Genomic DNA, 12,408 nt, shown 5'->3' with positions numbered 1-12,408 from the left:
TTGAAAATATCTAAATACTATCATGGGAGTGGGGGTTCGACAATATTTTTTTATATAAAAAGAAGCCGCTTCAGCAGCTTCAATCATTTAATTTATTTAATGCTTCTAATCGCCTGCAGGACGTTCGAATATACTTCAAGGGATGATAAGTCAATGCCAAGGGTAACGGCTTTCTTTGCCAAATCCGGTCTGACACCTGTGGCAATGGTGTTGACACCGATCAGCAGGAGGATATTCCGGATATCAAAGATGTGCTTGGCGATTTCAATATCTATATTCACCGTGCCGGAAAAGTCGATAATTAAGGTTTCAATTCCCAGCTGGCTTACCCGCGGGACTGTTTTCTCAATGATGATTTGTGCTCTGTCGTAGTCTATGCTGCCGATCAACGGCAGAATGGCAATGCTGTCCTGAATCGGTACAATGGCAGCAGACAGTTCATTTACCTGGGATTGGGTCTCCTTTAATTGTTCCTCCGAGTGCCGTTCAAAAGCAAATACGGTTTCATTAATGCTGATGTCGAGTATGTAGTTTACTTTTTTCACAATAGAAATAACTTCATCCGCTGTTAACTCAAATTCCATCCCTATATTACGTAATCTATCAGTAAAAACAATGCGGGTGTCCGGATATCGGGTGACTATATCGGAAATTTTTCCTCCCAGGGAGGCAGCCCGTTCGCCGTTTCCTTTACTCCACTCGACCAGTCCTTCAGGAACCCGATTTTCGCTGTTAGCAATCATGACTCCCAGATAATTTATAAACTCAACATACATCGAAACGGCCGCATCAATTTCCTGTTTGGGAATTTCGAAACCAAACCGGCTTACGATTTCTGCAACAATCTCTTCTGATAATACCTCCGCATTTTGAGTAAGATACGCTGAAACTTTTCGAATAGGCTCCATCTGTATGTATATCCCCTCTCTTATGTCCTGCTTCGATTATATCCTACTATATCTTCAAAATAACAGAATGGAGAATAAATAGGAGGATTTCCTTAAGAGGAAGAGTCATTAACTATGGTTTTAAAGCCATTCCTCATAATCTTCTTCCTTTATTTCGCTGATCAGCAGAGATTCAAACCTTCTGTAAAGCTCCTGAATGTCGGCATTGCTGTTAATCAGCGGCAGCTTGTTTTGATAGTCTTCTTCCGACTTAAAAAAACTGATTTCTGTCCACTTTGTCTCATCTATCTTGTTTTTTAACATTTTGGTCTGAACATCGATGTAATTCCGGTAGATATGACCGGCTTTCCGCTGGAGCAGCATCAGTTCCTGTTCGTTTTCCGGGCGGATATGATATTGATAGAGTTTTATGTACATGGCAGCTCCTTTAGTTCCTGGCGTTATGGGCAAGCTTGAGATGTTTTGAGTGATTTTTTGTGTTTATGGGCGAAAGTCAGATCTTATGAGCGAATCCAGTTTTTGAGTGACATTCAGATAAAAAGATTCTCAACCAGCATCAGTTTTTCAATCTCCCAGCTTCTTATAGAAGCCCAATGCTTCAATTAAAAATTCCTTATCATACCCTGTCTTTTCATGAATCCGGGCAGACCATTCTTCAATAGTATCCACAGGAGAGTCATGATACAGGCCTTCTGTTGTACTGAGGAAGCTTTCCCAATTATAAAATTCCCAATGGGCGGTTTCATTTTTATAGGGAATCCGCTGTTCCAGCAATGCCTTTGGATAAATAGTGTTCTGAGATCGTTCAGCTGCTTCCAGGAAAATGTTCATGGCTGCCGGATCCGTATCATAACTCTGCCGCGATATTTTTCCGTTTGGGCGGTGATAAGCAATTTCCAGCTGTCCGTCTTCAGATGAGACCTGAACATCTGCTGCCGGGAAAAATCCGCTTACTTTTTCCGGCGTAAAGTCTCTTGCCTCCGGATCAATTAATATGGGCTGCAGCCATTGGTCGCCCAGGTCACATAGAAAGCGGCGCCCCTCTTCATCCACTGCCACCACTGCTGCATGGGCTGAAGATGTTTTCAATTCGTGGCCAACCGGATAGGCATCGATTCCAGCCTGCTTAAATTCATGAAGAAGCCAGATCGCCAGGTCAAAACAGTTTCCGGTAATGCCATACTGATCATGGTGCTCCTTCATTAAGGAAACCTCCCGCTGCTTTTTAATGCCGGCTTTATCGTAAAACCATGCTTTTGTCAGGGTCTCCATCGGAAAGCGATCAAATTTTTTCCAAACTGACAAAATCGAATGGGGTGCGTTCAACATAATCATCCTTTCGTATATATACCATTTTACTATTCTTTGTCGATTGTAAAATTCCTCTTCCTTTTGTTTGAACCGCTATGTATGATAGAGTAATTTTAGAAGAAAGCATTTAAAGGAGGCTTCATATGGCCAAGTACAGAGGATACATAGGAACATACACAAAGGGTGAAAGTGAAGGGATTTATTCATTTGTTCTGGATGCAGAAGCAGGCAGAATTTCCGATGTGAAAACGGCAGCAAAACTGGATAATCCCACTTATTTAACAATCAGCCAGGATAATCAATTTTTATACTCGGTTGCCAAGGAAGGCGAATCCGGCGGAGTAGCTGCCTATCGTTTGGACAGCTGCGGTTCACTTGAGAAAATCAACAGCCAGGTGGCAGATGGCTCTCCTCCTTGCCACGTCAGTGTCGATACATCTGTCCGAAATGTTTTCAGTGCAAACTACCATAAAGGGACAGTGGAGTCCTACTTAACAAATGAAGACGGCTCTCTAAACCCTGCCGTTTCGGTAATTGAACATAGCGGATCCGGACCTGACAGCAGGCAGGAAAAACCGCATACTCACTATGCAGGACTTACTCCGGACGAAAAATATTTAGTTGCAGTTGACCTGGGAACGGACCAGGTGATTACGTATGAAGTGAATGATGGAATTCTGAAGGAAAAAAGCATCCTGTCTGTAAAGCCGGGCTGCGGTCCGAGACACCTTGTGTTCCACCCAAATGGAAGGTACGCCTATGTAATGACTGAGTTTAGCTCAGAGGTTCTTTTGCTTCAGTACCATGAGGATGGAAGCTTAGTTCAAAAGCAGGCTATTTCCACGATTCCGGAAGGTTTTACGGAAAATAACCAGGGAAGCGCCATTCATATTTCTTCAGACGGCCGCTTCATTTATGCCGGCAACCGCGGACACGACAGCATTGCGGTGTTCTCCGTCAATCCCGATAATGGAGAGCTTGCTTTTGTGGAGCATACCTCCACAGAAGGAAACTGGCCGCGCGACTTTGTGCTTGATCCAACCGAGAAATTTTTGATTGGCTCCAACCAGAATTCCAGCAATATTGTTTTGTATTCCCGTGATGAGAATACCGGGAAGCTTTCATTACTTCAATCTGATGTTATGGTTCCGGATCCGGTTTGTGTGAAGTTTTTACATGTGTAAGAAAAGCGAAAGAGCCTTGCCCGCCCCCGGCACCTCGAGGGGGCAGGCTCTGGAGCTAGACAGGAAGAAACAGGGTGAGACACTGCTTTTCGCAGAATCTCACCCCTTTTTTATACACTAATTTTAAAAGCAATCTTCCCCCATTGTTCTGCGTTATCGAGTCTGTCAAAAGCTTTCTCGAATTCTTCCAGCGGAAGCGCCTGATCCAATACCGGCCTGATTTGATGCTTTTCAATAAACTGGAGCATTTCATGGTATTCCTCCGCGCTACCCATTGTTGAGCCAAGCAGGTTTTGCTGGGCATAAAAAAGGCTGCGGAGATTTAGTTCCAGCTGATCTCCTGTGGAGGAGCCAAATGTTACGATGGTGCCGCCATTACGCAGGATTTCGAGCGATTTATTGAATGTCGCAGGGCCAACTGATTCAATGACAAGATCCACTTTTTCCCCGCCAAGGACTCCATTCCAGTCTTCACTGCTGTTCAGGGCTTTATCCGCACCGAGTTCAAGTGCTCTCTGACATTTTTCCTCCGAACGGGAAGCTGCGTAAACGGTTGCTCCCGCTGCTTTTGCAAATTGCATTAAGAAGGTTGCAACTCCTCCTCCAATCCCTGGAATGAACACCTTCATGCCTGACTGAAGCTTTCCTCTTGTGAACAATGCTCTGTAGGCGGTTAGTGCAGACAGGGATAGGACGCCCGCTTCCTCCCAGGTTAAATACGCCGGCTTGGGTGCTGTGTTTTCAGCAGGAATGGTGATATATTCGGCGAATGTGCCATGAAACGGCAAGCCGACGATTTCAAAGCCTGCTGGCGGTGCATCGCTCTTTTCCTTCCATCCCAGTCCGGGATTGATGATGACCTCATCACCTGGCTTCACGTGTGTAACGCCTTCTCCGACTGAGTCTATGACTCCCGCTCCGTCTGAACCGATGACAAGCGCAGGATCTTCTGGCTTGTGGCGGTTCAGGACAAATAAATCACGATGATTCAAGCCTGCCGTTTTTAATTTCACCCTCACCTCGCCGTTACCCGGATCGGACTTTTCCAGTTCACCATAAGATAATCCCGCGCGGCCTGCTACTCCTTCATGAATGATCGCTTTCATTTCCTTCACCTGCTTTTCTTTAAAAATTTCGTCTATTCTATCATATCTTGAAAGTGCCAGGAGGAAAAAGCGATATGCCTACTTTGCACTGCTAAGCCTTAGTTTCACAAATTTTCTTTTGCCTGCCTGCAGAACTAATCCGTCTGTGATTTTCACGAGCATCTGAACATCGCCGACTTTCTGTCCGTTTAAACGGATGCCGCCGCCCGCAATCATTTTTCTGGCTTCCGTTTTGGAGGAAAGCAGGCCGAGGCCGGCAAGCAGGTCTGTAATGAGGACTTCACCTTCACCCTTCCATTCGGCTTCCGGGATCTCATCCGGCATGGCTCCCTTTTGGAAAATAGTTTTGAAATGCAGTTCGGCTTTATCGGCTTCACCTGTGCCATGGTACATGCGGACGATTGTTTTACCTAAAAGCATTTTGGCGTCACGCGGATGAAGTGTGCCGTTTTCGAGCCCCTCTGCGATTTGCTGTTTTTCTTTTACTGGCAGATCTGTTGCGAGATTGAAGTATTTTGGAATCAGCTCATCCGGGATGGACATGGTTTTGCCGTACATATTATTGGGATCTTCATCGACACCAATGTAATTGTTTTTTGATTTGGACATTTTCTCTTTGCCATCCAGGCCTTCAAGGAGCGGCATCAGGATGACCACCTGCTTTTCTTTTTGGAAATGCTCCTGCAGATGGCGTCCCATCAGGACATTGAAGTGCTGATCATTCCCGCCAAGCTCGATATCGCTTTCGAGTACAACCGAGTCATATCCCTGCATCAGCGGGTAGAAAAATTCATGAAGAGAGATCGGTTTGCCTGTGGACAGGCGCTCTGAAAAGTCATTGCGTTCCAGCAGGCGGGCAACTGTTATGCTGGCAGACAGGCGGATGACGTCTTCAAGCTGGAGATCCGAAAGCCATGCTGAGTTGTAGTGAAGATCGACCTTATTCATGTCCAGCACTTTGCTGAATTGCTCGAAGTATGTTTTGGCATTACGTTTCACCTCTTCATCGGTGAGCTGGTTTCGGGCTGCGGATTTGCCTGTCGGGTCGCCAATTTTTCCGGTAAAATCGCCAATAATCAGCTGGATGATATGGCCATTGTCCTGGAACTGCTTTAGTTTATTCAGCACAACCGTATGGCCGATATGGACATCCGGTGCAGAAGGATCAAGCCCCAGCTTAATTTTTAAAGGCTGGTTTTGAAAAATGGACTTGGCTATTTTATTCTTTAGCTCTGCTTCAGGCAGAATATCCTGGACACCATTGCGGTATACCTCCAGCTGCCTCTCTGTTTCGTGTTTTTGCTGGGCTGTTAATTTTCCAAAAAAATCCCCCATGTCCCCTATCCTTTCTATTATCGGAATACAAAAAACCACGCCCCTAAAGAAAGGGACGTGGCTAACGCGGTACCACCCTTTTTGAAGATTGCTCTTCCACTCAGCGGATTAACGGCCCGTGCCGTTCCCTGCTACTCCTGTTCACAGAGAAAGTTCAAGAAGGTAATTCACTGTTATCTTTGTGCTGATTTTCACCAGGCATCAGCTCTCTAAAACAGGGAGATAAGCAGCTACTTGTTTCTGTCATTACGTTTAAATTTGAAATTTTTATTATTTTAGCGGAATGGAGGACATTGTTCAAGTGTTTTTTCTCAAGCAATATTAGATGAAGGTTTTTCAACCGTAATACTATATAAAAACCAGGAACATGCAATGCCCCTGGTCCATGGTTATTTCGTTAAGATAATCGGTCCTTCTTTTGTGATGACAACGGTGTGTTCACATTGAGCGACATGGCTTTTGTTAGGTGTAACGAACGTCCAGCCGTCGCTCATTTCCCTTACTTCTTCATCACCGCTTGAGATAAAAGGCTCAAAGGCAACAACCATGCCTTCTCTTAACAGCTGTTTATCCCATGGATCAAAATAGTTCAGGATATGGTCCGGCTTTTCATGAAGGGAGCGGCCGACACCGTGTCCAGTCAGATTCATGATAACGTTGAATCCATTGTTTTTGGCAACCTTGTGAACTGTCTTTCCGACAAGGCTCAGCTTGCCGCCCGGCTTTAATTTTTTCAGTCCTTCATCGAATGCCTCCTGAGCCGCATCACATAATTTTTGCAGTTTCTCGTCTTCACCAACGACAAATGATAGGCCTGTGTCTGCGAAGTAGCCATCTTTTGATCCTGAAACATCAATATTTACAAGATCGCCCTCTTTAATCACCCGGCTTCCAGGAATGCCATGGGCCACTTCTTCATTCACGCTTATGCATGTGAAGCCTGGAAAATCGTATTCTCCTTTAGGGCCTGAAATCGCTCCGTGCTTTTCAAAAAGCTCTCCGGCTAAGTCATCAAGCTCCTTGGTTGTTACACCTGGCTTAGTTTTTTCAATCATCTCATCGCGGATCTCCGCGACAATTCTGCCGATTTCCTTCAGTTTTGCTAATTCTTCTTCATTTTTTACAATCATAAGAATCCTGCCTTTTCAATAGTTGTTATTTCTCTATTATAATCTAAATGTGGCGTGCTTAATAAGATTTCGCCTTTTCTGTTGCTAAAAACCTAATAATCAACAGGAAAGTGATAAGGCCTGTTAAGGAAAACAGCAATGCTTCGAGCAGATGTCCTCCATCATTATTAGATTCTGCACGACTTGGTGTTCTTGCTTCACCGCTCAGTATTTTTCCGTAAAAACCCTCATGACCTGATAAAATTCTGCCATCCTGCACTTGGACCATTCCATTGGGACCGGCAACGGGAACAAGAAAGCGGGCTTCCTTTGTTTTCTCCAAAAATAACAGGAACTTGCCTCCATCCTGCTGATATTCCTCAGCCCATCCTTTATCGTAAACATCAATGCCTGCCGTGATGGTTTCTGTTGCTTTTCCTTTATATACTTTCTCGACTTGAAACTGCCTTCCGTAAAAATTCCCCTTGCTTGATTTTTGTTTGCTTTTAAAATTATATGTTCCCAGCACAATAACTTGTGAGCGGGATTCGACCATTTCGGGATTAAGTTCAAGCCATTTTGTTGCGAATGATGATGAACCCCCTGCCAGCAAAAGCGCAAAAAGTATGAAGAACACCTTTCTCATTGTCTTCTTCCCTTCAATCATACCTTTGATTGAACAATCTGTTCACGCATCGAATGCAGCACACGCTTATAATAGTAATCCTGATGCGGGACAAAGTCCGTTTTCCTTACATTTATGGAGTTGGGGATTCTTATGCCATTATCCACCTGGAATCCTTCTGCCTCAATGAGTTCTTTTCCGCCAAACCACAGTCCATAAAACTCCTCCATTGCAATCTGGTATATCCCAGTAACCTCTTCAGGCTGCGGGCTAAACTCTTCTAAGGAATAATTGCTGTGATACAGGAAAACGTGGGCCAGTTCTTTGTCGATAAAATTTTCTTTCTCTGCTATGTAATCAATGACGCCCAGTGGCACCAAGTCCGCAAAATCAACATGAATCCCCAGTTCTTCCTCCACTTCTCTCATGCCGTCCATGACAGATTCATGGCTTAAGAGGTGGCCAGCAGCAGTTATATCCAAAAGGCCAGGGTAATCCTTTTTCTCCTTGCTGCGGTATTGAAAATAAATATAATCCTGATCTTTTTCCCTGCTGACGAACCAGCAATGGAACGTTTCATGCCAGTGGCCTTGTTTATGGACCTCTTTACGAGATGCGACACCGATTTGTTTTCGGTTATCATCAAATATATTCAGAAGTTCTGTTTCCAATTAAATGGCCTCCTTGATTATATAGCTATTAAATATTTCATGCGGGTCTGCCTGATATAAATCCCGATACCTCTCAATCTTCTCCTGCTCCGCATAATGCCTTACCATTTTATAAGCAAAAGAATAGCCGGCAAATACCGGGATTCCCATCTCTTTATTGCCAAAACAGATTTTGCTTTTTAAGACATCGTCTGCTGTACTCAGGTTTTGCCGGGCAATTTCTATATAATTCTGCTCGATTTCCTCAGTAAATTCCTTCTTCCACCAGCGTTTATCCTTATAAAGCGAAAGACTGAAATACTCGGCGCCCCCCTCCATTTTATACCAGTCCGCGAGAGTAAAGGTTTCCAATGTAAGATTGTAGATCGGATTTTCAGGGGAAGCATGATGGAGCTCATGGGCAATCATATAGTTTAAAAAGTCGGTGTCCGGCTGTGGGGGAATAGCTATAATGATGGTATCTGGACCTATTGTGTAGCCATTTGTCCACATGGATTGATCAAAACTCTGAAACCATGGGAAAGGAAGTGCTGGAACGATTGTTATGGTTAGGCTTTCAAAGTGAAGATGGCTCTCAGCTTCTTTGCACGTTTCTTCAACGATCGCTTCGATTTCCTTAGGATTCCAGCTGTATTTAAGAGCCTCCGCTTCTGGCAAAGCTGCAAATGCAAATAGCTGAAATCTTTTGGCGAGCTGTTCCCAGTCCTGCATCCAGGATTTCCTGCCGATTAAGGGACTGATCTGAGATTGAAGGAAGCCCTTTAGGTTTATCCGGTTTTCAATTAGTTCTTCAGGTGTAATTTGATTGAGGGTGTACTTCATAGAAAGTCCTCCTTATTAGAGGTAAGCAGAAGGGATACTCATCTTCCGCCATCCCCTGTCACTGCTTTCCTGATTGGTTCTGATAATTCCGCTGCACCATTCCGGATGATTTAATCATTCCGAACTTTTCATAAAACGGCTGTAATTCAGGGTCACACATAATATCGATCATATAAATACCGTCCAGCTCTTCCAGCATGCGGGTGACCAGCTTTTGACCGATTCCCTGCTGCTGATAATCAGGCAGTACTTCAAGCAGCGGAATGTAGGCTGATAGCACTCCATCGCTGATTGCTGTGATGAACCCAACCACTGCATGTTTATCACGGTCAATGGCAAGCACGATTTTCGTGCTGTTTTTTAGAAGCTTCAGATGCTTTTCAGGGCTCGGCGGATTTTGCCACCCATCAAAAAAACCGTCCAGCATATCTGCTGATATTCCTTCTGGATCCACTGCATATTTGATCATTTTATCAGCTCCAATTTCTATCAGAAAGAAGCATCCAAAAATCCTCCTGACCTTTTAATCAATTAATTTTCGACAAATATGCAGGAAAAGCCTGTACATTTTTTTGAAAAATTCAAACGGGTTATTTTTCATTTACTCTTTAATCCATTAGAATAATGTTAACTAACTTGGTTAAAGGGGTTCTGAGGATGCTGGAACTGCTGATTACGATGCTGGAGCGGCTTGGAATCATTGTCACCATTGCGCTGATTCTGACAAGGTTCCGCTTTTTCAGAGAGATGATTTATGGCGAAAGATTAAAACGGCAGCAGGAGTATAAAGCCATTCTTTTTTTCGGCTTCTTTGGCATCATTGGAACCTATTCAGGGCTGGCCTTCAATACGGACACACTGCAGTTTAACCGCTGGGCATCCGAACTTGCTACAGATGAAGCCATTGCCAATTCCAGGGTGATCGGGGTTGTGCTCGCCGGATTGCTTGGCGGTCCTAAAGTAGGAGTTGGGGCAGGAATTATAGCAGGATTCCACCGATTTACGCTTGGCGGCTTTACCGGGATTGCCTGCGGTTTGGCGTCGATAGTGGCGGGGCTACTTGCCGGATTTTTCCGCCGGAAAAATGAACATGTGAAGCTATCGTCGGCATTCTTCATCGGTGCTACGGCTGAAGCCGTACAGATGCTGATTATTCTCGGTATGTCACGGCCTATAGAAAAAGCGGTTGCGCTAGTCGAAATGATTGGAATTCCCATGATTATAGCAAATGGTCTTGGCAGTGCCCTATTTTTACTGATCATAAAAAATGTCATAAACGAAGAAGAAAAAGCAGGAGCTTTTCATGCACAGAAAACACTTCGGATTGCTGACCAGACGCTTGCACACCTTCGTGAAGGGATTAATCATAAGTCCGCACTGGCAGTCTGCCTGATTTTACATAAGGAACTCCAGATGAAAGCAGTTGCAATCACCAATCACACCGAAATCCTTGCCCATGTCGGCCTTGGAAATGACCACCACCGCTCCGGAAGCCCGATCCAGACCCAGATAACACGGGATGTCATTCAAAACGGGGAAATTGTGGTTGCCAATGACCAGACCATTCACTGCCGGCAGGAAAACTGTCCTCTTGGCGCAGCCATTGTCGCTCCTTTAAAGCTGCGCGGCGAAACCATCGGAACGCTGAAGTTTTACTTCACTTCGGAAAAAGAAATGACTAATCTCGTGATGGAGCTAATTTCCGGGCTAAGTGTACTGCTCAGCAATCAGCTCGAAATCGCTGAGGCTGATAAAGCCTACCAGCTGGCAAAGGAAGCTGAAATTAAAGCACTGCAGGCGCAAATATCACCGCATTTTTTATTTAATTCATTAAATACGATTATTTCCCTTGTGCGGATCGAGCCTGCCCAGGCAAGGAAATTGCTCGTTTCCTTATCTCATTTTCTGCGGCAAAATCTGACGGCCACAACAGTCAGCTGTACGACCCTTGAACAGGAGCTCAGACATGTAAAGGCCTATCTGTCAATTGAAGAAACCCGGTTTGTGGATCGGCTCGAAGTTATATACGACATTGATGAAGATGCCCTTTTGGAAAGAATCCCGCCGCTCACTCTGCAGCCGATTGTGGAAAATGCCGTAAAGCATGGGATTAAGAACAAGGAACAGGACTGTATCATTATGATCAAAATTCAGAAACAGGATGGAATGACGTTAGTAAAAGTGAAGGATAATGGACAGGGAATGAGCCGGGAAAGAGCCGAACAGCTCGGCAAAGAAACCCTGCAGTCAGAATCGGGCTCCGGACTTGCATTGTACAATGTAAACCGCCGGCTGACCATGATGTTTGGTGAGGAAGCTTCGCTGCAAATTGCCAGCACTCCAGGCTTCGGCACTGACATACAATTCGCCATTCCGCAAACGGAGGAAAAAACTGATGGAAAAAACGATCCGAATTTTAATCGCTGATGACGAACGATACAGCAGAGATGAATTAAAGCATTTACTCGAGGAGTTTCCTGCTATCCAGGTTGTCGGCGAGGCTGAATCTGGCGAAGCGGCCGTGATGAAAGCCATCCAGCTTCAGCCGGACGTCGTTTTCCTTGATGTGGAGATGCCCAGGATGAACGGGATGGAAGCTGCCAAATCATTGCAGGAGCTAAAAAAGGTGCCGCTCATTATCTTTGCAACCGCCTACCCGCAGTTTGCTGCTGAAGCCTTCCGCTATGAAGCAACCGATTATTTACTGAAGCCCTACGACGAGGAGCAGCTCGAACAGACCATCAGGCGAGTGGAAAAATTGATTGGTGCCAAAAAAGAAAATGACACCAGCAAGCCCGCCGGCAAGCTGGCTGTTGAAGAAGATGGGGAAATACTTTACTTGGAGCCAAAAGAAATCCTCTATATCTACCGGGATGAAAAAGTATCCAGAATTATAACCAGAACCGGTGAGCATGAAACTAAAACCCCGCTGAAAGATTTGGAGAGCCGGCTGCTTCCCTTTAGCTTTTTCCGGATTCATAAAAGCTATCTGGTGAATCTGGATTATGTCACACGACTCACCCCCTGGTTCAACGGGGCATACCAGCTTGAGATGGAAGGCCGGGAAGAACTTCTGTCTGTGAGCCGGAACTATGTGAAGGCACTGCGGGTGCGATTGGAATTGTGAAAATGCATCGGTGACGGTGCCTTTTTGTTTTTTGTGGGGGGAAGTTTTTGAGGGGGATTGCAGTGATTCAGAGATTGATTGCTTTTCTGAGGGGGGTTCTGAAATCGGGTTTGGGCTCTTTTATTGGGAATTGCGCCAGAATCGATGGGGATTGCGCTCTTCTGCTTCGGTTTCGCGCTGTTCTTGTGTCTGTTTGCGCTTATCTGGGAG

Annotated in this window: 13 protein-coding genes and 1 other annotated feature; of the genes, 3 read left to right on the top strand and 10 right to left on the bottom strand. The window is 45.0% G+C overall.

Annotation, left to right across the window (positions count from 1 at the left end; all coding sequences use genetic code 11):
• Nucleotides 1–92 precede the first annotated feature (92 nt).
• From NR125_RS11005 to NR125_RS10995, 3 genes are all read right to left on the bottom strand, one after another.
• Nucleotides 93–908 carry an STAS domain-containing protein gene (locus tag NR125_RS11005; RefSeq protein ID WP_009335020.1) on the bottom strand — a complete coding sequence of 272 codons (816 nt, stop codon included), beginning with the start codon at nucleotides 906–908 and terminating at the stop codon, nucleotides 93–95.
• A 120-nt stretch (nucleotides 909–1,028) separates the two neighbouring features.
• Nucleotides 1,029–1,325: a hypothetical protein gene (locus NR125_RS11000; protein WP_009335021.1), complete on the bottom strand. Its 297-nt coding sequence runs from the start codon at nucleotides 1,323–1,325 to the stop codon at nucleotides 1,029–1,031.
• 147 nt (nucleotides 1,326–1,472) lie between these two features.
• Nucleotides 1,473–2,237 (bottom strand): hypothetical protein, encoded by a 765-nt coding sequence (locus tag NR125_RS10995; RefSeq protein ID WP_026041772.1) that lies wholly within the window; start codon nucleotides 2,235–2,237, stop codon nucleotides 1,473–1,475.
• A 125-nt stretch (nucleotides 2,238–2,362) separates the two neighbouring features.
• On the opposite strand from NR125_RS10995, the gene NR125_RS10990 reads away from it, so the two are divergent.
• A complete protein-coding gene (locus NR125_RS10990; RefSeq protein ID WP_019382608.1) occupies nucleotides 2,363–3,403 on the top strand; it encodes a lactonase family protein in 1,041 nt (346 codons plus the stop codon).
• 110 nt (nucleotides 3,404–3,513) lie between these two features.
• Here NR125_RS10990 and NR125_RS10985 read toward each other — a convergent pair whose 3' ends face one another.
• The 7 genes from NR125_RS10985 to NR125_RS10955 all read right to left on the bottom strand — a co-directional run bounded on the left by NR125_RS10985 (nucleotide 3,514) and on the right by NR125_RS10955 (nucleotide 9,540).
• Complete coding sequence (locus NR125_RS10985) at nucleotides 3,514–4,509, bottom strand: zinc-binding dehydrogenase (protein ID WP_019382609.1); 996 nt, start codon at nucleotides 4,507–4,509, stop codon at nucleotides 3,514–3,516.
• 78 nt (nucleotides 4,510–4,587) lie between these two features.
• Nucleotides 4,588–5,844, bottom strand: a complete 1,257-nt coding sequence (tyrS, locus tag NR125_RS10980; protein WP_019382610.1) for a tyrosine--tRNA ligase — start codon at nucleotides 5,842–5,844, stop codon at nucleotides 4,588–4,590.
• Nucleotides 5,845–5,892: 48 nt separating this feature from the next.
• Nucleotides 5,893–6,100 (bottom strand) — a binding site (T-box leader).
• 133 nt (nucleotides 6,101–6,233) lie between these two features.
• Nucleotides 6,234–6,974 (bottom strand): type I methionyl aminopeptidase, encoded by a 741-nt coding sequence (gene map / locus NR125_RS10975; RefSeq protein ID WP_009335026.1) that lies wholly within the window; start codon nucleotides 6,972–6,974, stop codon nucleotides 6,234–6,236.
• 58 nt (nucleotides 6,975–7,032) lie between these two features.
• On the bottom strand, nucleotides 7,033–7,599 hold the full coding sequence (locus NR125_RS10970; protein ID WP_019382611.1) for a hypothetical protein: 567 nt from the start codon (nucleotides 7,597–7,599) through the stop codon (nucleotides 7,033–7,035).
• A 17-nt stretch (nucleotides 7,600–7,616) separates the two neighbouring features.
• Nucleotides 7,617–8,249: an NUDIX hydrolase gene (locus NR125_RS10965; protein WP_009335028.1), complete on the bottom strand. Its 633-nt coding sequence runs from the start codon at nucleotides 8,247–8,249 to the stop codon at nucleotides 7,617–7,619.
• Nucleotides 8,250–9,071, bottom strand: coding sequence for a DUF2268 domain-containing putative Zn-dependent protease (locus NR125_RS10960; protein WP_009335029.1), 822 nt, complete (start codon nucleotides 9,069–9,071; stop codon nucleotides 8,250–8,252).
• A gap of 58 nt (nucleotides 9,072–9,129) precedes the next feature.
• Complete coding sequence (locus NR125_RS10955) at nucleotides 9,130–9,540, bottom strand: GNAT family N-acetyltransferase (RefSeq protein ID WP_019382613.1); 411 nt, start codon at nucleotides 9,538–9,540, stop codon at nucleotides 9,130–9,132.
• 188 nt (nucleotides 9,541–9,728) lie between these two features.
• Here NR125_RS10955 and NR125_RS10950 point away from each other — a divergent pair, with 188 nt between their 5' ends.
• Both NR125_RS10950 and NR125_RS10945 read left to right on the top strand, forming a co-directional pair.
• A complete protein-coding gene (locus tag NR125_RS10950) occupies nucleotides 9,729–11,498 on the top strand; it encodes a sensor histidine kinase (RefSeq protein WP_009335031.1) in 1,770 nt (589 codons plus the stop codon).
• Nucleotides 11,467–12,198: a LytR/AlgR family response regulator transcription factor gene (locus NR125_RS10945; protein ID WP_009335032.1), complete on the top strand. Its 732-nt coding sequence runs from the start codon at nucleotides 11,467–11,469 to the stop codon at nucleotides 12,196–12,198. Before NR125_RS10950 ends, NR125_RS10945 begins: the two co-directional genes overlap by 32 nt.
• The last annotated feature ends 210 nt before the right edge of the window (nucleotides 12,199–12,408 follow it).

Source organism: Cytobacillus sp. Bac17, assembly GCF_024519925.1.
Classification (GTDB): domain Bacteria; phylum Bacillota; class Bacilli; order Bacillales; family Cytobacillaceae; genus Cytobacillus; species Cytobacillus pseudoceanisediminis.
This window is presented reverse-complemented; position numbering and strand designations above follow the sequence as displayed.